This is a genomic window from Actinomadura violacea, assembly GCF_017573465.1.
Taxonomy (GTDB): Bacteria; Actinomycetota; Actinomycetes; order Streptosporangiales; family Streptosporangiaceae; genus Spirillospora; species Spirillospora violacea.
Genome location: NZ_JAGEPF010000044.1, coordinates 1 through 24,797, shown reverse-complemented (window position 1 = coordinate 24,797; position 24,797 = coordinate 1). Strand labels below are relative to the sequence as shown.

The 24,797-nt window shown below is 73.2% G+C and carries 23 protein-coding genes; 8 read left to right on the top strand and 15 right to left on the bottom strand.

The window, feature by feature from the left end:
• Positions 1-9 precede the first annotated feature (9 nt).
• Positions 10-792 (top strand): MOSC domain-containing protein, encoded by a 783-nt coding sequence (locus J4709_RS47735; RefSeq protein WP_208252130.1) that lies wholly within the window; start codon positions 10-12, stop codon positions 790-792.
• Here J4709_RS47735 and J4709_RS55270 read toward each other — a convergent pair.
• Entirely contained in the window at positions 789-1,832 is a 1,044-nt protein-coding gene (locus J4709_RS55270; protein ID WP_269757661.1) for a suppressor of fused domain protein, read from the bottom strand. The two genes, J4709_RS47735 and J4709_RS55270, sit on opposite strands and share 4 nt — an antisense overlap.
• Positions 1,833-2,104: 272 nt before the next feature.
• Between J4709_RS55270 and murA the strand changes: the two genes are divergently transcribed.
• The 3 genes from murA to J4709_RS47715 all read left to right on the top strand — a co-directional run bounded on the left by murA (position 2,105) and on the right by J4709_RS47715 (position 6,834).
• Positions 2,105-3,391, top strand: a complete 1,287-nt coding sequence (murA, locus tag J4709_RS47725; protein WP_208252181.1) for a UDP-N-acetylglucosamine 1-carboxyvinyltransferase — start codon at positions 2,105-2,107, stop codon at positions 3,389-3,391.
• A 781-nt stretch (positions 3,392-4,172) separates the two neighbouring features.
• Positions 4,173-5,501: a transcriptional regulator gene (locus J4709_RS47720; RefSeq protein ID WP_192809019.1), complete on the top strand. Its 1,329-nt coding sequence runs from the start codon at positions 4,173-4,175 to the stop codon at positions 5,499-5,501.
• Positions 5,502-5,670: 169 nt separating this feature from the next.
• Positions 5,671-6,834 (top strand): DUF4185 domain-containing protein, encoded by a 1,164-nt coding sequence (locus J4709_RS47715; protein ID WP_208252129.1) that lies wholly within the window; start codon positions 5,671-5,673, stop codon positions 6,832-6,834.
• A gap of 48 nt (positions 6,835-6,882) precedes the next feature.
• Here J4709_RS47715 and J4709_RS47710 read toward each other — a convergent pair whose 3' ends face one another.
• The 4 genes from J4709_RS47710 to J4709_RS47695 form a co-directional block, all read right to left on the bottom strand.
• Positions 6,883-7,791: an LLM class flavin-dependent oxidoreductase gene (locus J4709_RS47710; RefSeq protein WP_232385165.1), complete on the bottom strand. Its 909-nt coding sequence runs from the start codon at positions 7,789-7,791 to the stop codon at positions 6,883-6,885.
• A 20-nt stretch (positions 7,792-7,811) separates the two neighbouring features.
• Complete coding sequence (locus J4709_RS47705; protein ID WP_208252127.1) at positions 7,812-8,147, bottom strand: hypothetical protein; 336 nt, start codon at positions 8,145-8,147, stop codon at positions 7,812-7,814.
• A complete protein-coding gene (locus tag J4709_RS47700) occupies positions 8,144-8,905 on the bottom strand; it encodes an FAD-dependent oxidoreductase (protein WP_208252126.1) in 762 nt (253 codons plus the stop codon). The genes J4709_RS47705 and J4709_RS47700 overlap by 4 nt, the downstream gene beginning before the upstream one ends.
• Before the next feature lie 99 nt (positions 8,906-9,004).
• Positions 9,005-9,487, bottom strand: a complete 483-nt coding sequence (locus tag J4709_RS47695) for a MarR family winged helix-turn-helix transcriptional regulator (protein WP_208252125.1) — start codon at positions 9,485-9,487, stop codon at positions 9,005-9,007.
• A 723-nt stretch (positions 9,488-10,210) separates the two neighbouring features.
• On the opposite strand from J4709_RS47695, the gene J4709_RS47690 reads away from it, so the two are divergent.
• Positions 10,211-10,840, top strand: a complete 630-nt coding sequence (locus J4709_RS47690; RefSeq protein ID WP_208252124.1) for a hypothetical protein — start codon at positions 10,211-10,213, stop codon at positions 10,838-10,840.
• Between the two features lie 75 nt (positions 10,841-10,915).
• Here J4709_RS47690 and hisC read toward each other — a convergent pair whose 3' ends face one another.
• From hisC to J4709_RS47655, 7 genes are all read right to left on the bottom strand, one after another.
• A complete protein-coding gene (hisC, locus tag J4709_RS47685; protein ID WP_208252123.1) occupies positions 10,916-11,995 on the bottom strand; it encodes a histidinol-phosphate transaminase in 1,080 nt (359 codons plus the stop codon).
• A gap of 84 nt (positions 11,996-12,079) precedes the next feature.
• Positions 12,080-12,367, bottom strand: a complete 288-nt coding sequence (locus J4709_RS47680) for a DUF6401 family natural product biosynthesis protein (RefSeq protein WP_173097376.1) — start codon at positions 12,365-12,367, stop codon at positions 12,080-12,082.
• Between the two features lie 132 nt (positions 12,368-12,499).
• Positions 12,500-13,174: an NUDIX hydrolase gene (locus tag J4709_RS47675; RefSeq protein WP_208252122.1), complete on the bottom strand. Its 675-nt coding sequence runs from the start codon at positions 13,172-13,174 to the stop codon at positions 12,500-12,502.
• Between the two features lie 106 nt (positions 13,175-13,280).
• The gene (locus J4709_RS47670) at positions 13,281-14,630 is read right to left on the bottom strand and encodes an SPFH domain-containing protein (protein ID WP_232385164.1); all 1,350 of its coding nucleotides are present in this window, start codon (positions 14,628-14,630) and stop codon (positions 13,281-13,283) included.
• A gap of 170 nt (positions 14,631-14,800) precedes the next feature.
• A complete protein-coding gene (locus J4709_RS47665; RefSeq protein ID WP_151599708.1) occupies positions 14,801-14,983 on the bottom strand; it encodes an NfeD C-terminal domain-containing protein in 183 nt (60 codons plus the stop codon).
• Between the two features lie 122 nt (positions 14,984-15,105).
• Positions 15,106-15,807, bottom strand: coding sequence for a hypothetical protein (locus tag J4709_RS47660; protein ID WP_208252121.1), 702 nt, complete (start codon positions 15,805-15,807; stop codon positions 15,106-15,108).
• Positions 15,808-15,880: 73 nt separating this feature from the next.
• A complete protein-coding gene (locus tag J4709_RS47655) occupies positions 15,881-19,105 on the bottom strand; it encodes an ATP-binding protein (protein WP_208252120.1) in 3,225 nt (1,074 codons plus the stop codon).
• A gap of 126 nt (positions 19,106-19,231) precedes the next feature.
• On the opposite strand from J4709_RS47655, the gene J4709_RS47650 reads away from it, so the two are divergent.
• Together J4709_RS47650 and J4709_RS47645 are read left to right on the top strand one after the other, a co-directional pair.
• On the top strand, positions 19,232-20,284 hold the full coding sequence (locus tag J4709_RS47650; RefSeq protein ID WP_232385163.1) for a DUF4267 domain-containing protein: 1,053 nt from the start codon (positions 19,232-19,234) through the stop codon (positions 20,282-20,284).
• Between the two features lie 158 nt (positions 20,285-20,442).
• The gene (locus tag J4709_RS47645; protein WP_208252119.1) at positions 20,443-21,015 is read left to right on the top strand and encodes a hypothetical protein; all 573 of its coding nucleotides are present in this window, start codon (positions 20,443-20,445) and stop codon (positions 21,013-21,015) included.
• A gap of 128 nt (positions 21,016-21,143) precedes the next feature.
• Here J4709_RS47645 and J4709_RS47640 read toward each other — a convergent pair whose 3' ends face one another.
• A complete protein-coding gene (locus tag J4709_RS47640) occupies positions 21,144-21,821 on the bottom strand; it encodes a lysophospholipid acyltransferase family protein (protein WP_307802118.1) in 678 nt (225 codons plus the stop codon).
• A 455-nt stretch (positions 21,822-22,276) separates the two neighbouring features.
• Between J4709_RS47640 and J4709_RS47635 the strand changes: the two genes are divergently transcribed.
• Entirely contained in the window at positions 22,277-22,630 is a 354-nt protein-coding gene (locus tag J4709_RS47635) for an STAS domain-containing protein (RefSeq protein ID WP_208252118.1), read from the top strand.
• A 4-nt stretch (positions 22,631-22,634) separates the two neighbouring features.
• Here J4709_RS47635 and J4709_RS47630 read toward each other — a convergent pair whose 3' ends face one another.
• Positions 22,635-23,486, bottom strand: a complete 852-nt coding sequence (locus J4709_RS47630) for a glutamate ABC transporter substrate-binding protein (protein WP_208252117.1) — start codon at positions 23,484-23,486, stop codon at positions 22,635-22,637.
• A gap of 17 nt (positions 23,487-23,503) precedes the next feature.
• A partial coding sequence (locus J4709_RS47625; RefSeq protein WP_208252116.1) for a GlnX family signal transduction membrane protein occupies positions 23,504-24,797 on the bottom strand: 1,294 nt, incomplete at its 5' end.

The window sequence follows — 24,797 nt, the reverse complement described above, 5'->3', positions numbered from 1 at the left end:
GGAGCGACCGTGACGGCCACCCTGACCGAGCTGAACGCCTACCCGCTCAAGAGCGGCGGCGGCACCGCGCTGCGCACCGCCGAACTGACGGCGCGGGGCCTCCCGTACGACCGGGAGTTCATGCTCGTCACGCCGTCGGGCCGGTTCCTGTCGCAGCGGGACCTCGCCGGGATGGCGCTGCTGCGCCCGTCCTACGACGGCGAGGTCCTGAGCGTCGACGCGCCCGGCGCCTCCCGGTTCGTCCATAAGGCGGTGGACGACGGGGAGGTGTTGGACGTGACCGTCCAGCGGTACGAGGCCCGGGGCGTCGACCAGGGCGACGAGGCGGCCGGCTGGTTCTCGGCGCTGCTGGACGCCGACTGCCGGCTGGTCCGTTTCACGGGGCACCGGGCGACGTCGCGGGGCGGCGGCGAGGTGATGTTCGCCGACGGCTACCCGCTGCTGGTGATCTCCGCCGAGTCCCTGGCGGACCTGAACGCGCGGCTGGACGAGCCGCTGCCGATGAACCGGTTCCGTCCGAGCCTGGTCGTCGAGGGGCTCGGCGCGTACGCGGAGGACTCGGTGCGGCTGCTGCGCGTCGGCGGGACCGTCATCGAGATGGTCAAGGCGTGCGCGCGGTGCGTCATCACGACGACCGACCAGGAGACCGGGGAGCGGGGCCGCGAGCCGCTGCGGACGCTGGCGTCCTACCGGACGATCGACCGCGGCATCCGGTTCGGCCAGAACGCCGTCCCGCGCGCGCTCGGCACCCTCACGGTGGGCGACCCGGTCGAGGTCATCGAGGCCCGCTAGCCGACGACCTCACCGGTCTCGTTGCCGTAGCGGTCCCGCATGTGAGTCGGGACGATCTCGACGGTCAGGCCCGGCAGCGCCGCGACCGGGGTGCTGCCGGCGACCGGGCGGAGCGCGGCGACGACGTCGTCCAGCGCCTCCGGCGGGAGGCTCACGTCGAGCCGACCGTCCTCGGTCTCCACGACCGCGTACGCGCCCGCGGGCTGGAACACCATCCGCGTGTCCTCGGTCTGCAGGAGCAGCGTGCGGCCGAACGGCAGCCGTCCCCGGAGCGCCTGCGCGATCGCCTCGGCCTGCAGCGCGCCGATCCGCAGCGTCGTGGCGGCGCCGTCCAGCTCCCAGTGCGCCGTGTTCACGAACAGGGCGCCGCTGCTCGACCCGTCGCGCGCGATGCCCTCGCGGACGGCGCGCGCCAGCTCCGGATCCGCGAGCAGCGAGGGCCGGTCGATGTCGGTGACGAACAGCGGCAGGTGCGGCGCGATCGCGGTCAGGAACGACGCGGCGTCCCACTGCCGCAGGGCCTCGTACTCCTCCGCCGCGAGCCCGACGACCTGCAGGAACTCCACCCGGCCGTGCGGCGTGGCGATCTCGCCGAGCTCCGGGTCGGTGACGAACGCGACGGCGCGGATCTGCGAGTCCTCGCGGTCGGCGGCGATCGGCCCGTTCACGTTCATGTGGTGCCCGGCCTCGAACCAGTTCCCCGAGCTGAACACGTACCGGGCGAGGTTCTGGAGCAGGTTCGCCGCCCAGGGCGGCGGCTCGGCGTCCGCCGGGTCGCGGACCAGCCGGAACGTGAACTCGAAGCCCCAGCCCGACTCGTCCGGGTCGCTGGACTCCTTGCCGTAAAGCTCCGACATCCCGTACGACACGAAATGCCAGTGCGGGACGGGCTCCGTCCGGGCGTAGACGCTGATGCCGTCGAGCGGGTCGGGGCCGCCGAGCGCCCACTTGATGACGGTGCCGAGGTGGTACGGCTGGACGTCCCCGTACAGGGGGCGCAGTGCGGCGTCGATGGCGTCCCAGCCGGGCGTGTCGTCCATGGACGATCACCTTAGACCCGCCGGCGGACACCCGTCCGGCGGACTCCTCAGCTTGGATTTTCCCCGGGAATGCGAACCTTTGGGACGCTCTGGGGATCTCACCAAGCAGACTGGCGCAAGGGTGGCGCATGCGGACACCCCATCCCCGGACCGGTGGTTTACTGGGGGCGCGTTGGCGCAGCGGGACCTTTCGGCGCGCCCGGCCCCCGTGGTCCCACCTTCATCGGGCAGGCACCTTGACCGCGTTTCAAAGGAGATATGGCGGAATGAGCATGGGCCACGAGGTTCGGTATCGCGTGCGCGGCGGCCGGCAGCTGCACGGCACCGTCTTCGTCCAGGGCGCCAAGAACGCCGTCCTGCCGATGATCGGCGCCTCGCTCATGGCCTCCCGGGGCCGGACGGTGCTGCGGAACGTTCCGATCATCGAGGACGTCCGGCGGGCGGTGGAGCTCGCGCGGGCGATCGGCGCCAAGGCCGAGCTGCACGAGACCGAGCGCACCCTCGTGATCGACGCCTCCTCGCTCAGCAGCCCGGTGCTGCCCGGCGAGATCGCCTCCCGCTTCCGCGGTTCGTTCCTGTTCGTGCCGGCGCTGCTGCACCGGCTGGGCGAGGCGGTCATCGAGGGCGTCGGCGGCTGCAACCTCGGCAGCCGCAACCTGGACTTCCACTACAACGGCTTCAAGCGGATGGGCGCCACGGTCACCGAGCACGTGGCCGACAACGGCGACGGCATCATCCACATCAAGGCCGGCGACCTGCGCGGCGGGACGCTGTACTGCGACACGCCGTCGCACACCGGCACCGAGAACCTGATCATGGCGGCGGCGCTGGCGCACGGCACCACGCTGATCAAGAACGCGGCGCTGGAGCCGGAGGTGCTGGACAACATCGCCATCCTGCAGGCGATGGGCGCGAAGATCACCGGCGGCGGCACCGGCTTCATCACGGTCGAGGGCGTGGACGAGCTGACCGCCGTCGAGCACACCGTCATGCCGGACCGGATCGACGCGGGCGTGTTCGTGATGGCCGCCGCGATCACCGGCGGCGACCTGAACCTCGTCGGCGCGTCGCTGGAGCACCTCGGCGTCGCGGCCGACAAGCTCGAGCAGATGGGCGTGGAGTTCCACCAGCAGGGCGCGGTGCTCCAGGTCCGCCGGGAGCGCACGCTCCGCCCGATCAACGTGATCACCGACGAGTACCCGGGCTTCGCCACCGACCTGCAGTCGCCGATCATGGCGCTGTCCTGCCTGGCGGAGGGCCCGTCCTACATCTACGAGCGGATCTTCGACGGCCGGTTCAAGCTGGCCGACGAGCTGGGCAAGATGGGCGCCGACATCGAGGTGGACGGCAACCGCGCGAAGGTGAACGGGCCGCGCGGGCTGCGCGGCGCCGAGGTCGAGGCGCACGACCTGCGCTGCGGCAGCGCGCTGGTGCTGGCGGGCCTGGCCGCCGAGGGCGAGACGACGATCACCTCGGCCTACTACCTGGACCGCGGCCACGCCCACACCGCCGAGCGCCTCTCCCAGCTCGGCGCCGACATCGAGCGCGAAGCGGACTAAGGCGGGCCGCGACTCGGACCGTTACGGCCGGCCCGGCGGGATGATCCCGCCGGGCCGGCCGTCTGCTGACTACGCGGTCATTCCGTCCGGCCGAATCGGCCGCATGTGGCCTTCGCTCTGACCCAATCGGGAGTGGTTCCTTACCGGGCTTGTCACACCGGGCCGGGAATCGTGGTGAACGACTGGTTACCGGCCGGTTACGCAAAGTCGGATCACGGTGTTACGCGAACACGAGCGGGCAGGCCGCTGACCAGCGAAAAAAAGGGCATGGAACGGTCCATATACGGACCGTCCGGAGGGCGTTGGAAAATCACCGCGACGGGCGCCGCGGGCCATGCAGCCGGATCGCTCGTCTTTGCGGGGCGACCGCCACCGGGATGATCAAGTTTCCGCCAACGCGTAAACCGAACGGACGCCACAGGGGTCTCCTCAGTACACGTCAGTGCCCTGAGGAGGCCCCTGCGGCGTTTTCGGGTCTTGTTTTTCAACTTCGGACGTCCCAAGATGCAGGATCAAGACTGACCGATTGGTGACAAATTACTGACCAGGGGGTCGCGTAGGTTACTTTTTCGCCGCACTCTTGATTCGATTTCGCGTCTGGGCGTCACACATCGCCGCCCTGACCCGATCTGCCCACTGAGGAACGAATCGCACGGGAACTGCGGTGCTGGGTCAGAAGGCAGGGGCGACAAGCCATGAGACGACCGTTGGGCGGAGCGTGCGCGAACGCGTGGCCGGGGCCGTGCCCCCGAGAGGATGGACCGGAAGCGAGCGATCATCGATGACGGCGGCACGAACGGGCTCGGTCACGCCTGACCTCACCATCGGCGTGGTCGGCCCCCACGACCTGGTCGAGCGGGTCATGCTGATGGGCCACGGCCCCACGCCGGTGCCGAGCCGGCTGGTGGCCGCCGCCTACCGCGACGAGCAGGAGGCGGCCGACAAGGTCGTCCGGCTGGGATCGGGGGTCGACGTCTGCCTGTTCGCCAGCCCCGTCCCCTACGACTTCGCGCGCAAGGCCGGCGTGCTCACCATGCCCGCGACGTACGTGCCGCTGAACGGCGCCGCGCTGCAGGGCGCGCTGCTGCGCGCCTCCCTCGACGAGCGGTTCGACCCGTCCCGGGTCAGCATCGACGTGCTCGGCCGCGCCGAGGTCGAGGAGGCCTACGCCGAGATCAGCCTCGGCACCGAGCAGGTCCACCTGCGCGAGGAGGCCGCCGGGCCCGGCACGCTCGCCGCCTTCCACGAGCGGCTGTGGCGGCGCGGCGCGACGACCGTCGCGATGACCTGCGTGCACGCCACCGCCGAGCGGATGGAGATGGCGGGGGTGCCGACGATCCGGGTCCGGCCGACCGGCGCGTCCATCCGCAGCTCCCTGCAGACCGCCGCGCTCCTCGGCGCCCACCACCGGCTGGAGGAGTCGCAGCTCGTCGTCGTGCTGGTGGACGTCCCGACGCTGCGCGAGACGCCGCGCCGCGTCACCCCCCGGTACTGGCGGGACGAGCTGAAGCTCGCGCTGCACCGCGTCCTGCTCCAGGAGGCGCACCGGATGAACGCGTCGGTGTGGCCGCTGGACGACCACAGCTACCTCGTGATCGCGACGCGCGGGTCCGTCACCGCGTCCACCGAGGGCTTCCGGACGCCGCCATTCGTCGAGCGGGTCCGCGAGGAGCTGGGGCTCGCCATAGAGGTCGGCATCGGGATGGGGCGCACCGCGCACGAGGCGGAGAACCACGCCCGCGCCGCGCTCGCCCGGTCGCAGAGCTCCCAGCGCGCGCAGGGCTTCGCGCTCGACCGGGACGGCCGCGCGCTGGTCCCGGCGCCGCGCACCCCGCCGCGCAGCCAGCCGCAGGCCAAGCCGAAGGGCCTGGAGATCCTCGCGCGGCTCGCCGACAAGCTCGGCGACCAGGAGCAGCCGCTGATCGTGGACGCCGAGAACGCCGGCAAGATGCTCGGCGTCACGCCGCGCACCGCGCGCCGGCTGCTGCGCACTCTCGTCGAGGAGGGGCTGGCCTGGCCGCTCCCGCCGAACCGCACGCCGCAGCCGGGCCGTCCTCGCCAGCTCTACCGGCTGATCGTCGAGAAGCTCGGCCCGGCGAAGGCCGGCTGACACCCGGCCGAAGGCCGTCCACCGGACGTCACGCTCTGGCGTCCGGCGTCCGCGTGCTGTAAAACAGACATCGGTGTTCTTTTGGTCTGGCGCCGCTCGCTCCCCCGCCCGTCCCCCGGGCCGCGGCGCCGGAACCGCTCCCGGCACCCCGATCTGGAAGGCGGCGGCGATGGCACGCTCATCGGACGGCAACACCCCGGCGACCGGCGGATACTCCCGCCGCAGGCTGCTCAGGATCGGCGCGGGCGTCGCCGTCGGGGCGGGGATCGCCGGCGCGGGCTGGAGCGACCTCGGCCGGAACCCGCGGGCCGTCGCGGCGGCCCCGGCCGGCAATCCGGGCGACCCGACCAGCCCGACGGTCGCGGTCAAGGTGAAGGACCTCAGCGGCCCCGCCGAGACCGGCCCGTTCAACGCCCCCTGGACCGACCTCGGCGTCCCCGTGCGGTGCCCGAACGGCACCATGCTGTTCGTCTGCGGCGACACCTTCGACGGCCCCCATGTCCCCGGCCCCGGCGAGCCCTCGTACTGGCGCGCGCCCGCTGGCCTGCGCTCCGGCAACGGCGACGTCAACAACCTGCACATCGACGGGAGCGTCGGCGGCGGCAACGCCCGCAGCCTCGTCGACGAACCGCACAACCCGGTCGGAGACGGCAAGTTCACCACGGCGATCCCGTCCGACGCGTTCGTCGTCGACGGCGTCATGTACATGCACCTCATGCGCGGCGTCATCTACGACACCCACCACACCGACTTCTGGCGCTCCTTCGACAACGGCGAGACCTGGGAGTACCTGTGCCAGTGGCCCGGTGACATGCACGGCGGCCAGTTCCAGCAGAAGACCTACGCCGTCGCCGACGACGGGTACTGCTACGTCCTGTCCTCGGCCTTCAACCGCGACCGGGACTCGGGCCTGCTGCTGCACCGGGTACGCCAGGACGCCCTCGGCGACCCGGGCGCCTACGAGCCGTGGGGCTACGACGGCGGCTGGCGCTGGGGCGCGCCCCCGACCACGGTCATGGCCGACCGCCGGTACGGCGAGATCTGCTTCCGCGCGATGGACGGCAAGTACGTCCTCACCTGGCTGGACGCCCCGACGGCGACGATCCGGGCGATGGTCTTCCCGCTCCCGACCTCCGACCTGACCCGGACGCTGGAGCAGACGATGATCGTCAACGGTCCGCCCCAGGCGCAGGTGGCGAACGTCGTCACCTCCCCCTACGGCGGGTTCGTCGTCCCCGGCTCGACGTTCGGCAACTTCCACATCATCGTCAGCCAGTGGTACGACCCGACGAACTACCGGTTCATGCAGTACCGGGTGTACATGCTGTCCTGACGCGGGCACCGCGCCGGGCGCCGCCGAGCGGGCGGCGCCCGGCGGCGGTCAGCCGCGCTCCTTCGCGACCGCCTCCCGCACGGCCGGGACGATCTCCCCGGCCCAGCGGCCCAGCGTCGCCTCGTCCGGCGTCCCGCCCTCGGGCGAGAACAGCATGAAGCCGGACGCGCCGTGCTCCAGCACCGCGCCGGTCAACTCCTCGGCCCACTGGTCCGCCGAGCCGCCGACCCAGCGGCCGTCGCCGTCGCGGGTCGCGGGCAGCGGACGGTCGGTGACGCGGCCGGGGAAGTTGAAGACGGTGCGGACCTCGCGCGGGTCGCGGCCCGCCTCCGCGGCCGCCTCGTCGACGACCGGACGCGACGCCCGGTACCGCTCGCTCAGCCAGTCGGCCGCGTGGCCCGGGATCCAGCCGTCCGCGACCCGTCCGGTCGCCGCCAGCGACCTCTTGCCGACCGACCCGGTCCAGACGGGCGGCGCGGCGGCCGGAGCCGGCGCGATCCTGCGCACGCGGTAGTGCTCGCCCTCGAAGGTGACCGGGGCGCCTCCACCGGACAGCTTCTTGACCAGCACGATCGCCTCCTCGAAGGCGTCGACGGCCTCGCCGGGCGACAGCTTCGGCACGCCCATGTCGCCGATCCGGTCCCAGAGCCCGCCCGCGCCCATGCCGAGCACGACGCGCCCGCCGGACAGCTCCGACAGGGTCGTGACCGTCCGCGCCAGCATCGGCGCGGGCCGGGTCGGCAGATTGCTGACGTTCGCGAAACCCGCGATGCGCTCCGTCCCGCCGAGGACGAACCCGAGCGTGGCGTAGGCGTCCAGGCGCTCGCCGAGGTAGGGGTGGTCGGACAGCGAGAACAGGTCCAGCCCGTCCCGGTCGGCCCGCCGGACCATGCGCATCAGCGCGGGCCGCTCGTCGAAGGTGCTGTGCGCGCCGAAACCGAAGACGACGTCGTTCATGGACATTGCTCTCCCCCTCGTCAGGCCGTCGGGCCGAACTGGCCGGTGAAGCGGCCGGTGAACAGGTCGGTGCCCTTGTAGTCGGCGACCATCGCCGGCGAGGCGACGGACGGGCCGTCCGGGGTCGGCAACTGGCCGACGCCGCCGGTCGTGCCGAGCGGGAGCAGCATCATCGGGAACGGCGTGGGCTCGTAGGTCGCGGTGGGTTCCGCGCCGTTCAGCCGGGCCTTGATGTTCTCGACGACCACCTCGGCGTGCCGCATCGCCCAGCCGGCCATCTTCGCCTCCGCGACGTCGGTGATGTCGCCGACCGCGTAGACGTGGTCGTGCCCGATGACGTTGAGCCGCTCGTTCACCCGCACCCGCCCTCCGGTGTCAGGGACGTCAGCCGGCCGTCGGCGAGGTAGCCGCTGTTGGTGCGCACGCCGTAGGCGCGGAACCAGATGTCGGCGGTGATCTCCTCGCCGTCCGCGGCGGCGACGGTGAACTCGCCGGCCCGGCCCGGCTCGGTGCCGGGCGTCGCGAAGGCGGTTCCGAGGCGCAGCTCGATGCCGCGCGCGCCGAGCTGGCGGTGCAGGTCCTCGACGACCTCCGGTTCGAAGCCGGGCAGCAGTTCCGGCGCCGGGTCGGCGACCGTGACGTGCTTGTCCGGGAAGACCTCCTTGATCTCCCCGGCCAGCTCCAGCCCGACGGGCCCGGCGCCGAGGATCAGCACCCTCGCGGCCTGCCGCAGCTCCTTGTGGGTCCGGCGGAGGTCGTCCAGCGCCGCGTCGACCGAGTCGGAGCCCGGCTTGGCCGGATAGGAGTAGCTGGAGCCGGTGGCGAGGACGAGGTGGTCCGCCTCGACGCGCCCGCCGGACGCCAGGGTGACGCCGCCGGGGTCCACCGACGCGGCGCGGTCCCGGACCAGCCGCCCGCCTTCGGTGAGCAGCGTCTCGTACGGGAAGAACATGTTGGCGGCCCAGTCGGGGCGGGTCAGCGCCCGCAGCGAGGCGGCGGCGTTGACGAACGCGTCCCGAGGGTCGATCAGGACGACGTCGGCCTCGGCCTGCAGCGCCTTGGCGACCGCGGCGCCTCCGTAGCCTCCACCGATGACCGCGACGGTACGGCCCATGATTTCACGCTCCCAGAACAAACGGTTAGAGTTCGCAGTACGAACGGTATCAGTTCGTACTGCGAACAACAACCGCGTCCGCAGGACCGCGATTCCCCGCTACCGGCCCGGATCGCCCGCGGGCTCCTCGTCCGGCTCCTGGAAGACCGCCGGGACCTCGTTGTCCAGCACCACGCGGCCCAGCAGGCCGGCGAGCGTCTCGCGCTCCCGCGGGCTCAGCCCCGCCGGCAGCTCGTCGATCCGGCGGCACGTCTCGGTGTAGAACTCGTCCACGAGCTCGGCGCCCCGCGCGGTCAGCGCCACCCGCACCGCCCGCGTGTCCCGGGGGTCCGGCTCCCGCCGGACCAGGCCGTTGCGCTCGGTGCGGTCCACCAGTCCGGTCAGGCTCGACTTCGCCAGCCCCAGCGTCGCGCCCAGCTCGCCCATGCCGTACGACCGCCCCATCAGCACGCAGAGCAGCTGCCCCTGCTGCTGGGTCAGCCCGTACTCGCGGGCCGACGCCGCGTACACCGCGTCCACCAGGAACGAGGACCGCACCAGGGCGGCCACGACTCCGAGCCGGCCGTTATCATCTTTGACCACACGGCAAGACTAACACCGGAAGCCATCTTTAATTCGTGCAGCGAACTGCGCTGAAGCACTCCGCGTCCGCGCCGGCCTACGGTCGGTGCACGGCCCGGGGGTGCGGGCGCGCAGCGTGCACCGGCCCCCGAACACGAGCTCCGGCCCGGCGTGATCCCGGCGCCGCGCACCGCAGGCGGCCGCCGCGCCCGGCCGCCGGACCGCCGGGCATCCGGAAACGAGCTTCCGGCCGTCCGGATCGGCCATCCCGTGAATGGCCTTGACCGATGACATTTCGCCGTTCATCATGGCGGTCACGTGAGGCATCATCGCTGATCCCGGCCGCATCCCCGGCCGGATCCTCCAGCGTTGGGCGCGTGCCCTCATCCCGGTTCCCCGCCATGTCCGGATTCATGGGAGCGCGCCGTGCACCCGACAAGCCCGATCGCCCCGACCGGTGCCGTTCGCCTGCCAGGAGGCCGCGAACCGCCCGGTACGTGATCGCTCCGCGCCACGCCCGACCGAGCCCCCACCCTCGCCGGCCGCCGCCGACCCCGCCATTTTCCCTTCCTGAACGCGCCATTCTGTGAGCGCGCAATTCCGCCTGCCCGAATGCGCTAATTGGCCGTTCAGTCCAATAGAAACCGGAAAGTGTCTCAATCCGGCCAGGGCCTTGAATTCGCCCCGCGGAGAGGCGCTTAATCCCGGTACCACCCCCTTGACACCTCGCGAAGGGAGCCACAGGTGTCACGTGTTCACAAGCTCGCAGTCGCAGGAGCCGCTTCGGTCTCCGTCCTCGCGCTGACGATGGCGCCGGCGTCCGCCGCCGGCACCACCATCCGCAGCGGCAGCGCCACCGGCCCCGCCTACTCCGGCGGCGTCGTCGCGACCAACCTGGGCAACATCTCGGTCGTCACCTCGCTCAGCAACGCCACCTGCACCTCGGCCGTCCAGAACGGCACGATCAACTCCGACGGCACCAACCTGAACGTCACGTCGGCGTCGTTCAGCGGGTGCACCAGCAGCCTCGGCTCCGTGACCGTGACCGCCCAGAGCCTGCCCTGGACCGGCGGCTCCGTCGTCTACGCCCCGGTCGCCGGCGGCCGGGACGGCACCATCACCGTCGCCCACTACACCGTCGGCGCCACCGTCTTCGGGCTCAGCTGCGTCTACACCGGGACGCTCACCGGCAACGGCTACAACCCGAACAACCCCACCCGGCCCGACACCTCCGTCGCGCAGGCCCAGGCCAAGATCACCAACGGCACCGTGACCAAGAAGAGCGGGTCCGCGCTCTGCCCCGGCACGGCGACGGTGACCGCCGCCTTCAAGCTCGTCGGCAGCGGCGGCCAGCAGCTCTGGGCCACGAGCTGACGGCTCCCGGCCACGAGCACGTCCGATGACCGGGCCGCTCCGTCCCTCCGGGGCGGGACGGCCCGGTCCCGGCCATCAGTTCCGGTACGGGACCGCCTTCGCGACCTCAAGGAACGCGTCGTTCTCCTCCGGCGAGCCGATCGAGACCCGCGCGCCCTCGCCCTCGAACGGGCGGACGCTCACGCCCTGCGCGTCGCACGCCGCGGAGAACTCCATCGTCCGGTCGCCGAGGCGCAGCCACACGAAGTTCGCCTCCGTCGGCGGGACCGTCCAGCCGTCCGCGCGCAGCGCCCCGTGCACCCGGTCGCGCTCCTTCACCGTCCGCTCGACCCGCTCCAGCAGCTCGTCCGTCGCCTCCAGCGACGCGATCCCGGCGGCCTGCGCCACCGAGTTCACGCTGAACGGCAGGAACGTCTTGCGGATCGCGCCCGCCACGATCGGGTGCGCCACCAGGTACCCGATCCGCAGCCCGGCCAGCCCGTACGCCTTGGAGAACGTCCGCAGCACCGCCAGGTTCGGCCGGTCGCCGACCAGCGTCAGGCCGTCCGGCACCTCGTCGTCACGGACGTACTCGCGGTACGCCTCGTCCAGCACGACCAGGCAGTCCTCGGGCACCCGGTCGAGGAACGCCTCGATCTCCGCGCGCCCCACCACCGTCCCGGTCGGGTTGTTCGGGTTGCACAGGAACACCAGCCGGGTCTTCTCGGTGATCGCGTCGGCCATCGCGGGCAGGTCGTGCGTCTCGTCCTTCAGCGCCACCTGCACGCCCGTCGCGCCCGACAGCGACACCAGCAGCGGGTACGCCTCGAACGACCGCCACGCGTACACCACCTCGGTGCCCGGCTCGGCGACCGCCTCCAGCAGCATCTGCGTCATCCCGACCGACCCGCAGCCCACCGCGACGTGGTCGGCGGGCACGCCGCAGAACCCGGCGATCGCCTCGGTCAGCGCCGTCGCGTTGTTGTCGGGGTAGCGGTTGACGTTCCGCGCCGCCGCCGCGATCGCGTCCAGCACCGAGGGGAGCGGCCCCTCCGGCGACTCGTTGGACGAGAGCTTGAACGAGCGGCCCTCGGGCGACACCACGACCTTGCCGGGCTTGTAGGCCACGAAGCGGTCGAGGACGGAGCGGAAGCGCGGAGTGGTTGCCTCGGACACCGTTGTCCTCCAGGTTGCACAGGGGTGTTGGGGTCAAGCCTACGGAATGCACCATGTCCCGGGCGAAAGCGGGACATGGTGCAGTCAGGGGGCGGTGGCCTCGCGCATCAGCCAGCACACGGCGACGATCCGGACGAACTCCCAGTCCCGGGTGCTGTCCGGCCACCAGCCGCGGTTGAACGCCTCCTCCGCGAACTCCCGCAGGTAGCCCATCAGCTCGTCCTCGTCCGGCTCACCGAGCTCGTCGCGCAGGCTCGCCACGTGCTGGTCGACCGCCGCCGCCAGCCCCGGGGACCCGGCCATCTCCGCGACGCCGGCCTCCCCGATGTCCCTGACGAGCAGGCCCAGCACTTCGGACGAGTCACCGTTCATAGGTCGCAAGCTAGCAATCCCGTCCGGATGCCCGCGACATCACCCCAGGTCAACGCGGCGATCTTTTACCTGGCCGGGCCCGGCCACCCGCCCGGCCACCCGCCCGGTCGGCCGCCCCGGCCGCCCGCGCGGTCAGCCGCGCGGGCGCAGCATCGGCGGGCGCAGCTGCTCGGCGTCCCCGCGACGGTACAGCCGCGCCGGACGGCCGCCGTCGCGGGTCGTCGTCCGGTCGGTCGGGATCAGGAACCGGTCCGCGCCGGTGACCTTGCGGTGGAAGTTCCGCGGGTCCAGGACGGTCCCCCAGACGATCTCGTACACCCGGCGCAGCTCCGCGACCGTGAACTCGGGCGGGCAGAACGCCGCGGCGAGCGAGGTGTACTCCAGCTTCGCCCGCGCGCGCTCCATCCCGTCGCAGAGGATCCGCCGGTGGTCGAACGCGGCCCGGTCCTTGCCGATCAGGTCGTCCACCGCCGTCCACAGCACCTGCGCGCGGCTGGAGGCGGGCAGGTCGGGGGCGAGGCCGAGGTAGGCGACGCTCACCACCCGCTGCCGCGGGTCCCGGTCCGGATACCCGTAGGTCGCGAGCTGCTCCAGGTGGATCCGGACGTCCGCGAGCCCCGCCCGCTCGGCCATCAGCCGGGACGCGGCGGCGGGCAGGTCCTCGTCGAGCTGGATGAACCCGCCGGGCAGCGACCACGCCCCCTCGTAGGGCGCCCGGTCCCGCCGCCATCGGAGCGCGGACAGCCGCTGCTCCCGCACGGTTAACACGACCAGATCGACGGAGACGGCGAGCCGCGGCACGGACATGGGGCGAGTCTATTGGGGCCCGGCGGGGACGGCGTTCCGCGCGGAAGCGGCCGGCGCCCCGCCCCCCAGGGCGGGACACCGGCCGCGTTCCGGTCGGTCGTCCGGGTCAGTCCTGCTCGGGGAGTTCCACCGGGGTGACCGGGACGGCCTGGGCCGCACCGTTCGCCGGGTTCCCGTTCTGACCGTTCTGGCCGTTCATGCCGGCCAGCAGCTGCCGGGCCACGCCGAGCCCGGTGCCGCCGAGCGTCAGCGCCTTGGCGAGCATGTCCTCGATGCCCTCCGCGCCGTTCAGCACGACCATGTTGTCGACGTTGCCGAACACGCCCGCGCCGGCCTGGACGATCTCCGGCCACTTCTCGGCGAGCTGCTGCGCGATCACCGCGTCGGTGTTCTGCGCCAGCGCGTCCGCCCGCGCCTTGATCGCCTCGGCCTCCGCGAGGCCCTTGCGCCGCGTCGCGTCGGCCTGCGCCTCACCGAGCAGGCGGGTGGCCTCGGCCTCCCGCTGCGCCTTCAGCTGCACCTCGGTCGCGGCGGCCTGCGCGTAGGAGATGCGCTCCTCCCGCTCGGCCTCCGCCAGCTTCACCTGCTCGTACGCGCGCGCGTCGGCCGGCTTGCGGACCTCGCTCTCCAGCCGCTTCTCGGTGCGCTCGGCCTCCAGCTCGGCGTTGCGGGTCTCCTTGAGGATGACCTCCTGGCGGGCCTGCTGCGCGGCCTGCTGCACCTGCCCCTCGTACTCCGCCTTCTTCATCTCGGTGTCCCGGATCACCGCGGCGTTCTCCCGCATGGCCTCCTGCTCCTTGCGGGTGGCCTCCTGGTCCCGCTCGGCCTCGGCGATGCGCGCCTCCGCGGCGACCTTCGCGGCGTGCGGGCGGCCCAGGTTCGTGATGTAGCCGGTCTCGTCGTCGATCTCCTGGATCTGCAGCGAGTCCACGACCAGGCCGAGCTTGCTCATCTCGTCGGCGGCCGAGCCGCGGGTCTCGGAGGTGAGCCGCTCGCGGTTGAGGATGAGGTCCTCGACGGTCAGGTTGCCGATGATCGAGCGCAGGTGGCCGGTGAACAGCTCGTGGATCGCCCCGTCCATCGACTTCTGCTGCTCCAGGAAGCGGCGCGCCGCGTTGGCGATCGACACGAAGTCGTCGCCGACCTTGTAGATCACGACGCCGCGGACCTTCACCGGGATGCCCTGCTGGGTCACGCAGTGCACCTCGAGGTTCGCCGCGCGGCTGTCCAGCCGGAGCCGGCGGGCCGTCTGGAAGCCCGGCAGCACCGAGGTGCCCTTGCCCGTGATGATCTTGAAGCCGAGGCTCTCCACCCCGTCGATGGGCTTGGAGCGGGCGCCCAGGCCGGAGATGATCAGCGCCTCGTTCGGCTCCGCGACCCGCCAGACCATCTTGAACAGGATGATCAGCACGATGATGGCGACGACCACTGCGATCGCCACCGCGATGATGGGCATGCGGCCTCCTCACTCTGGCGGGCGGCCGGCCCGGTGGAGGCGGGTCCCGTCCGCGTTTTCCAGTAGACGCAGCGGACCCGCCTTTGGTTCGCCCCTTTTGTGACAGTGTTCACGAACCCCCGCGCGGCGCTCACCGGCCGGGCGCGGCGCCCGCGAACGGGGCGCTGCGCTCAGGAGGCGAGGGCGTGCGCCACGTACACCGTCCGCGGCGGGTGGTACTCGACCACGACGACGATCGAGCCGACCGCGATCTCCTCGCGCGGATCGACCGGATGCGCGTAGAACGCCTCCGAGCCGCCGCGGATCGCGATCATGACCTCGCCGACCAGACCGGGGCCGATCCGGCCGGTCACCCGGCCCTCCTTGCCGATCAAGGGCACCCCCTACTCGCTGTCATCGCCGCCGGCGGGCCCGCGATCCGGCTCCGCCCGCGATCCTGACACTAGAGGTCCGCGCGGGGTCGCGGGAAGGCGGATCAGGTGCCGAGGATCTTGCGGGCCTGGGTCACGCAGGCGCGGGCCAGCGACTCGGCCTCCGCGCGGGACGCGTTCGGCCCGAAGACGGTGACGGTGCCGAGGAAGTGGCGGCCCCGGAACACCACGTACCAGCTGTTCGTGCGCTGGTCGCCGCTGGTGGTGGCGACGCCGACCGTCCGGGAGCCGTCGCCGATGTCGCCGGGCCGCGTCTCGGTGACCTGGTGCTCGGCCGACTGCCCGCCGAGCTGCGTGCGGAACGTCAGGCAGCCGCTCGGGACACGCGCCTCGACCTGCCGCTGGGCGTCGGCGTCCTCCACCCCCATCAGCGTCTCCGTCGCCGTCTGGCCGTCGCTCTTGGCGAACGTGACGAGCGCGGTCGGCACGTCCGCCGCGACCTTCCCGCCGCCGGCCTGGGCCTCCGCGCACTTGGGCTTGTCGAGCCGCGCCTCCGCGCGGACCTGCGCGGCGTTCCGCAGCGCCTTCAGCGAGCCGTACTCGCCGGAGTCGGGCTCGCCGCGCCGGTAGCCGGTGACCTGCTGGAGCAGCGCCTGGCCGAGCTGGTCGGAGGTGTAGCCGGTGCCGGCGGGGGCGGCGCGGGCGGGGCCGCGGGCCTGCCCGGCGGACGCGCCGCCGGAGCCGCCGCAGCCGGACGCGGCGGCGACCGCCGCCAGTACCGCGATCGGGAGGAGCCTGTGGGCCATGCCCGCGACCCTAGGCGGAAGGCCCGCCCGGCGGCCCCGGCGACACGCTGCGGGGGCGGCGACGGCGTCCCGGTCAGCCCGCGGGCGCCCACTGCGGGACGTTCCACAGCGCCGCGATCTCGGCGGCGCGCCGCAGGTGCGGGGCGGGGTCCTCGCCGGCGAGGGGCGCGAGGCCGGCGAGGGTGCGGGCGGGCGGCGGCAGGACGACCGACAGGCTCTCCAGCCCGGCCGGCGGCCCGTCCCGGTACGGCAGCAGCGCCGCGTACAGCTCCGCCGCGCCCTGCCCGTCGCCCAGCGCGATCGCGGTCATGCCGCGGAACGTGCAGAACATCGTGAAGTAGTAGTCCGGCTGGATCGGCTGCGCGGACGCGTACAGGCGGCGCGCCTCCCCGAGCCGGCCGGCGGCGGCGTTCGCGGCGGCGAGGACGTCGGCGACCAGCGGCCGCATCTCGGGCGCGAGGGCCTGCTCGTCGTCGGCGAACGCGGCCAGCGTGCCGCGCGTCACCGCCAGCGTCGCGCGCGCGACCAGCTCGAACCCGGCGGTGTGCAGCGAGCCCTGCGCGGCCATGGCCCGGACCGCGGCGGCGTAGCGGCGTTCGGCGTCTTCGAGCCGTCCGTCGGCGTGGTCGAGCGCGGCCTCGGCGATCTCGCAGACGACGCTCGCCTCCGGCATCCGGTAGCGGCGCGCCAGCTCGGCGGCCTCGGCGACGCGGGCGCGCACCTCGTCCGGACGCTCCTCGCCCAGGGCGATGACGGCGAGGGTGAACGTGCCGGACCACAGCGCCGCGGGGATGTCGTGGTCGGTGCCCAGGGCGCGCAGCTCGCGGGCGTCCGCGGCCTTGCGGCGCGCGTCGCGGTAGTCGACCTCGCGGCCGAGCGTGAACAGCGTCAGCACGCGCAGCTGCGGGTCGCCCAGGCTCCGCGCGATCTCGACGGCCTCCTCGGCGGCGGCCCGCGCCCGCGGGTCCCCGGAGCCCGACAGCTCGGCGGCGTAGGCGTCGAGGAGGCGGCACCGCACGTCCGGCGCGAGGCCGCCGAGGTCCAGGAGCCGGGACAGCAGGCCGACGAGGTGCTCGTCGACGGCCCCGTACGGGCGCAGCTGCCAGGGCGCCGGTTCCGTCCACGCGGTGAACGCCGCGAGGAGCAGGTCGTCGCGCCCGGCCTCCTCGGCGAGGCCGACGGCGCGGCTGCGGGTGGCGCGGGCGTCCTGGACGGCGCCCGCGCGCGCTTGGGCGCGCAGCAGGCGGCCCAGCAGGTCGATGCGGTCCGCGTCGTCGCGGCCCGGCACCCGCTCGAACGACTCCAGCGCCTGGGTGAGCAGCTCGACCGCCGTCTCGTGCGCGTACCGGCGTTCCGCGAGGTCGGCGGCCCGGACGGCGTACTCGACGGCCTTGGCGGCGGTCGCGGCGGACGCCGCGCGGTGGAAGTGGTACGCCAGCGCGGGCACGTCGTCCGGGGCCAGCCGCTCCAGGGCGGCGCCGAGCCGCGCGTGCATGCGGGTGCGGCGCAGCGCGCTGAGGTCGGCGACCATCGTGTCCCGGACGAGCGCGTGCGCGAACCGGACCCGGCCCGGGGCCCGCTCGGTGAGCAGGCCCGCGACGAGCCCGGCGTCCAGCGCGTCCAGCACCGCGTCCTCGCCCGCGTCGGCGGCGAGGACGAGCGCGTCCACGTCGGCCTCGCGGCCGGCGAGCGCGGCGAGCCGCAGCACGGCGACGGCCGGCTCGGGCAGCCGGGCGAGGCGGCGGCGCAGCACGTCCCGGACGCCCTCGGGGACCTCCGAGGTCGCGACGAGCGCGCCCTCGGAGCTGAGCAGCCGCGCGCTCTCCCGCACGTAGAACGGGTTGCCGCCGGTGCGCTCGGCGAGCGCGGAGACCGTCGCCGCGTCCACGCCGCCGCACTCGGCGGCGATGAGCCGGGCGACCGCCGGTTCGGGGAGGCCGTCCAGCGGCAGCCGCAGCGGGGACCGGCGGGCGAGGACGGCCAGGGTCTCGGTGAGGCGCGCGCCCGCCTCGTCGGCGCGGAACGCCGCCACCACGAGCAGCGACGCGTCGCCGGACAGGGCCGCCAGCAGCGCGAGGGTCTCGGCGTCGGCCCAGTGCAGGTCGTCGAGCATGACGGCCAGCGGGCGCCGCCGGGCCGCGTCCTCCAGCCAGGACCAGACGGCGCGGTGGAGGCGGAAGCGGCCGGCGGTGGTGTCGCGGGGCTCGGCGGCGGACGCGTCCCGCAGCAGCGGCTCCGCCTCGGCGGGCGCCGGGACGTGCCGCGCCAGCTCGGTGAGCGCCTCCGTCCACGCCCACGCCGGGGGCGCGCTCTCGCTCTCCGGGCAGCGGCCCGTCACGACGAGCCGGCCCTCCCGCTCCAGGACGCCGGCCAGCCGGGTCAGCAGCGCGGTCTTGCCGAGCCCGGCCTCGCCGGTGACGAGCGCGACGCGCAGCCCGCCCCCGGCCGCCAGCCCGGTCAGGGCGGCCAGCTCGTCGCCGCGTCCCAGGAAGGCCGGGCCTTCGGCGGCGGACGCGGGCGCCGGGGCGGGAACCGGTGCGGGCGGCGGGACGGGTTCGGGCACGGGCAGATCGAACGCCTCGGTGCGCTGCTGCAGGATGGCCGTCTCCAGGTCGGCCAGCGCGGGGCTCGGGTCGAGGCCGAGCTCGCCGGCGAGCACCTCGCGGACCTCGCGCAGCGCGGCGAGCGCGTCGGTCTGCCGTCCCGACCCCCACAGCGCCAGCGCCAGCAGCCGCCACCCCTCCTCGCGGAGCGGCTCGTCACGGGTGAGGAGCTCCGCCTCCGGCACGGCGACGGCGGCGCCGCCCGCCCGCAGCAGCGCCGCGACGTGCCGTTCGCGGGCCGCCAGGCGCAGCTCGTTCAGGTGCCGGGTCTCGGTCCGCGCCCATTCCTCGTCCGCGAACTCGGCGAACGCCGGGCCGCGCCACAGCTTCAGCGCCTCCGCCGGACGCTCGGGGTCGCGGGCGAGCGCCGCGAAGTGCCAGGCGTCCACGGCCTCGTCCGGCAGCCGCAGCGCGTAGCCGGGCGCGGCGGAGACCAGCACCCGTGCGGGGGCGCGCGGCGGACGCTCGGGCTCCAGCAGCTTGCGCAGGTTCGAGACGTAAGCCTGCAAGGACGTGACGGCCTGCGCCGGCGGCTCGCCGCGCCACAGATCCTCGATCAGGCGGTCCACCGGGACGACCTCGCCGCGCGCGGCGACCAGCAGCGCCAGCACGGCCCGCTGCCGCGGCCCGCCCAGCGCCGCCCGCACGCCCGACACCTCGGCCTCGAAGGCCCCGAGCACCCGAATCCGCACCATTACCGGCGATCGTAGCCACCGGCCCCCGCGCCGGTGCCCCGGAGCCGCCTTCCAAGCCGTGCTCCAAGCCGTGCTCCAAGCGGCGCTCCAAGCCGGTTCCAAGAGGCCGCGGGCACCTTGGTCCACATGAGCACCGACACCGCGCAGACCGCCCTCACCTTCACCCGCTCCATGATCGTCATCCACCGCGGCATGCGCCGCGAGTCGCGCCTGCTGGCCGAGCTGATCGCCGCGACCCGGCCCGGCGACCGCCGCCGCGCCCGCACCCTCACCGCGCACCTCGACGACTACCTGACCGGCCTGCACAACCACCACCACGGCGAGGACGAGCTGATCTGGCCGCTGCTGCTGTCCCGGGTGGACCTGGACGCCGACATCGTCCTGCGGATGGAGGCCCAGCACGAGAAGGTCGCCGCCACCATCGCCCGGCTGCACGAGCTCGCCGGTCCCTGGGCCCGCACCGCGGACGCCGCCGGCCGCGACGCCCTCGCCGCCGCGCTCAGCGAGCACCACGCCGTCCTCGTCGAGCACCTCGACGACGAGGAGGAGAACCTGCTGCCGCTCGCCGAACGCCACCTCACCGAGGCCGAGTGGAACGCCCAGGGCGACCACTTCGTCGAGCACACCCCCAAGACGAAGATCCTCACGCTCCTCGGCGTCGTCCTGGAGGACGCGACGCCGGACGAGCGCGCCGAGTTCCTCGCCGGGCTGCCCGCCCCGGCCCGCGGGTTCTGGCGGCTGTACGGCGCGCGCCACCACGCCGCCCGCATGCGGCGGCTCCGCGAGGACGTCCGCACGTCCCGCACCGGCAGCGCCCTCGCCCTGCTCACCGGCGTCGGCATCGGCTACGTCGGGCTCTCCTACCTCCTCGACCCGACCGGCACCGCGCAGGGCTTCGGGCTGCCGGCCGTGCCGTCCGGCGACGCCACCGCCTGGCTGAACATCAAGGGCGTCCGGGACCTCGGCACCGGCCTCACCGTCCTCACGCTGATGGCCCGCGGCAAGCGGGAGGCGCTCGGCCTGGTGATGCTCGCGTTCTCGACGATCCCGGCCGGCGACATGCTGACGATCCTCGCCCACCACGGCTCCAAGGCGACCGCGTTCGGCGTGCACGGCGCGACCGCCGCGGCCGTCCTCGCGTCGGGCCTGCTGCTCCTGCGCGCCGCCCGCCGCCGCTGACCGGCGGACGAGCCCGGTGACCCGGCGAGGTCACCGGGCCGCCACCTGTCGCTACCGTCCGCGTTCATCTGGTGACCGACCGCGTTCATCGGGGTAGTGGGTACGGCGTGGCGCCCGGGACACGGGTGCATGAGCCCCACCAGAGAGAAGAACACAGAATGTTCCGCAAAGTACTGGTGCTGCCGGTCCTGCTGGTGACCCTGGTCGGCGCGTCCGCGTGCGGCGGCGGCAAGAAGGCCGACGACAGCAGCGCCCGCGTCGCCGCGGGCCGGAGCCCGGCGGCGTCGTCGCCGGCCGCGTCGCCGTCGTCCTGCCCCACCTCGACGACCAAGCACTTCGCCAAGACGCGGTTCGCCGCCGACGCCGGCCTCGCGTTCGGCGCGTTCCACCGCTACATCTGGAACCCGTACCAGGCGGGCTCCTTCAAGCAGGGCGCGAACGGCCGGACGAAGGCGTTCGCGAAGGCCGCCGCGGCGGGCCTGTTCGCCGCCAACCGGGTCAACGCCGCACGCAAGCTCATCGGCTCCGACCCGAAGCTGTGCAAGGCGCTGAAGGTCCCGGCGGAGAAGGTGTCGGCGATGTTCGGCTCGCTGGCCGGCAAGTTCAAGTCCGGGCAGCTCGACCCGTCGGAGATCGGCTCGGTGGGCTCGGCGGTCGACGGCATGAAGTCCGACGCCAAGAACCAGGCCGGCACGAACATCACCGAGAAGACGCCCAACCTCGGCGGCTGACGCCCCACCGCCCCGGGCCCACCTCCCCCGGGCCCGGGGCCCAGGGCCCGCCGCCCGAGCGGCGGCAAGGCACCGAGCACAATGCGCGACGAGCCGCACCGCGCCGCCCGAGCGGAGCGAGGGCGGCGCTACTGGTTCTCTTGGTTGGCGCGCTCGTTGTACTCGGGGGCGTACTCCTGGCCGGACATCTTCTGGATGGTCTCGACGATCTCGTCGGTGATGGCGCGGCGGGCCTTGGCCGGGGGCAGGTCGCGGTAGTGGGAGAAGTCCATCGGCGGGCCGATGCGGACGGTGGGGCGCGGGCCGAAGATGCGCGGCTTGGACGCGCCGATCGGCTGGATCTTCTCGGTGCCCTCCAGCGCGACGGGCAGGACGCGGGCGCCGGAGGCGAGGACGAGCCAGCCGACGCCGGTGCGGCCGCGGTAGAGGCGGCCGTCGGGCGAGCGGGTGCCCTCGGGGTAGATGGCGAAGGCGCCGCTGTTGGCGAGGACGTCGCCGGCCTGCTCGAGCGCGCCCATGGCGGCGCGGCGGGCGCCGCGCTTGACGGGGACGTGGCCGAGGTTGGTGAGGAACCAGCGGACGAAGCCGCGCTTGAGGCCGCCGCCGGTGAAGTAGTCGGCCTTGGCGATGTAGGTCACCGGGCGCGGGACGGCCAGCGGGATGATGAAGCTGTCGATGAACGACAGGTGGTTGCTGGCCACGATGAGCGGCCCGTAGGCGGGCACGTTGTCCCCTCCGACCACCTTCGGGCGGAATAGCAGCCAGAGGATCGGACGCACCACTCGCGTCATGAACGTGTAGAACACCCAGCCTCCTGTCATTCGCACCGCCACTGTAACCTCTGTGCCGATCCGTGCTCGGGTCAGCACCCGCTTTTCCCGCCGTCCGGCAGGTAAGAAATGGTTCAACCGCTGGTCACGGGGGGCGCCGGTGGACTATTGGGGGACTTGATCCGGGGGTGGGACTTCGGTCACATTGGGAGGGTGCGGCAATCGTGAAAGCATTTCTTACCATCCAGTAAGTTTCTCTGGAGTAAGTTATTCGCGGACGCGGGCGCGGCACGCCGGGGAACGCGGGCGGGGCCCGCGCGGCCCCGGTGCGAAGGGGTGTTACGGTCCGGGACGCGGGAGGGCGACCCGGTCCTTATCCCTGGAAGTGCTTGGATTGCGGGCACGGGTGCGCAATCCTGAGGAGTCACCTGAGGTGGAGCACCAGGTGCGTGGGACCGGGGTGCCCCTTGGAGCCGGGGCGAGAGGTGGCCATGGACTTCGACATCAACCTGATGAAGGACGAACGCTGCACGCTGGTCCGGGTGCAGGGCGACATCGACGTGGTGTCCCGGGCGCGCTTCGAGGAGGCCCTGTTCGAGGTGGTGGACGCGGGCGAGCCCATGGTCGTCGACATGCGGCAGGTCACGTTCTGCGACTCGACCGGCCTGAACGCGATCGTCGCGGCGAACCGGCGCGCCGGGGAGCACGGCGGCACGGTGGCGCTGGTGGCGCTGCCGCCGCGGGTGCAGCGCGTCTTCCGCATCACCGGGATCGACAAGTTCGTCCCGATCTACGACACGCTGCGGGAGGCGATCGGCGCGCTGCCGTCCACCACCACGTCCTGAGGGGTCAGCTGCAGCCCTCGAACTGCGGGACGCTCGTGGTGAGCTTGAGCCCGGACGTGCCGAACCACTTGCGGAGCAGGCGCGCGGCGGTGCCGTCCTGGTACATGGCGGTGATGGCGCGGTTGATCTGCTCGCAGCCCTCCAGGTCGCCCTTCTTGAGGCCGACGCCGTACTTCTCGTCGGTGAACGGCGCGTTGATGATCTTGCCGGGGTGGCCGGCGGCGAAGCCGGCGAGGATCAGGTCGTCGGTCGACACCGCGTCCAGCTTGCCGTCCGCGAGATCGCTCATGCAGGCCCCGTAGGTCGGCGCCTGCACCGGAACCGCGGCGATCTTGCGCTCCTCGATCACCCGCCGCCACGAGTTCGACCCGGTCACCGCGCAGATCTTGCGGCCCTTCAGGTCCCGGACGTTGTGGATCGTGGTGTTGCCCGGCGCGACCAGGGTGTCCTGGTGCGCGACGTAGTAGGGGCCCGCGAACGTGACGACGCGCTTGCGCGTGGCGGTGATCGAGTACGTCGCGACGATCATGTCGACGGTGCCGTCGGCGAGCGCCTTCTCCCGGACGGACGAGTTCGTCGTCCGCCACCGGATCCGGCTCTTCGGCACGCCGAGCCGGCCCGCGATGTAGGTGGCGACGTCGACGTCGAAGCCCTGGTACGTCCCGTCCTTGCCCTTCACGCCGAGGCTCGGCTGGTCCTCCTTCACCCCGATGGTCAGCGAGTGCTTGTGCGCGATGGTCGGCTTGTCCGCGCCGCCGAGCCCGCACGCCGACAGCGTCCCGGCGGCGGACAGGACGGTGCAGAGCAGCGCGGCGCCGCGCACGAATGCGGGGCGGACGGGGCGGGTGGCGCGCATCGGTTCGTCTCCTCCGGTCAGCGGAACTCGGCCAGCCGGGGACGGACCCCCGCGATGATCAGCAGGGCGATGACGGCGGCGGCGGGCGGGACGGCCTTCCAGGCGCGCAGCCCGCCGTCCGCGTCCTTGATCTGCTTGGTGAACGCGTCCTGGTGCGCGCCGATCAGCGAGCCGAGCGCGGCGTCGTAGGCGTCGAAGTCGCGGATCGCGCCGGACCGGCGGCCCATCCGCAGGTTGATCGCGCCGGTGCGGTCGCCGGAGTTCGCGAGCGACCGCATCCGCTGGTCGTCGCGCTGCACGACGACGTAGGCGCGCAGCGTCCGCTCGACGGCGCCGGCCTCGCGCGCGCTCCGCGCCGAGGCGGCCTCGTCGGCGAAGAAGCCGAGGAACGGCACCGCGCCCTTGTCCGGCCTGTACGTCGATACCTTCTGCTCCAGGCCCGCGTAGTAGTTCTCCAGGTTCAGCGGCTTGTCGCCGATGTCCGGATAGACCACGGAGAGGGACTTGTCGAGGTAGGTCTGCTCGTAGGTGTCGGCGCGGCCGGGGTCGAGGAGGTAGCGGCTCTCGTCGGCGAACGCGCTGTGGCTGATCGCCCGCGCCCGCGACAGCGACAGGACGGAGTCGAAGCCGTCCTCCTTCGCCTTCCTGATGTGCCCGGCCTGCGCGGACAGCAGGCCGGCGCCGGCGGCGGCGAGCGCGATCGTCCCGAGCGTCGCCAGGACGAGCGCCGGGTTCAGCAGGCGCCGGAACGTCCGCGCCAGGTACAGCTGCGTCGCGACCAGCAGCAGCAGCGCGACCACCCCGGCGGCGATGACCCAGTCGCGGCCCGCCAGCACCGACGACCGCTTCGACTCGTACGCCTGCCGGACGTGCGCGCCGGTGTCGAGGGTGATGTTGTACGCCTTCGGCAGCAGCTCCAGCTTCATCAGGTCGGTCGCCTGCCGGTAGGCGTCGACGACCTCCTTCGGCGGCTCCCCCGCCGGGTGGTCGGCCTGCTGGTTCAGCTGCATCGCCGACCCGACGAGCCGCTCGTAGCGGCCGAGGCCGTCCAGGACGTCCTGGACGGTCTGCCGCAGCGCCGGGTCGCGCCCCGCGAGCTGCGCGGCCTGCACCGCGGCGGCGTCGGCGTCCGCGCGGCGCTGCTCGTAGGCGCCGACCATCTGGTCGTAGCCGCTGCCGAGGTCGTGCTGGCGGCCGATCAGCAGGATGTTGGAGACCTGCGCGTCCATGTCGCTCAGCGCGAAGTACAGCGAGCTGGTCGCGACGACCTGCGGGCCCGCGTCGTGCCCGATCGTCTGGACGGAGTCGCGC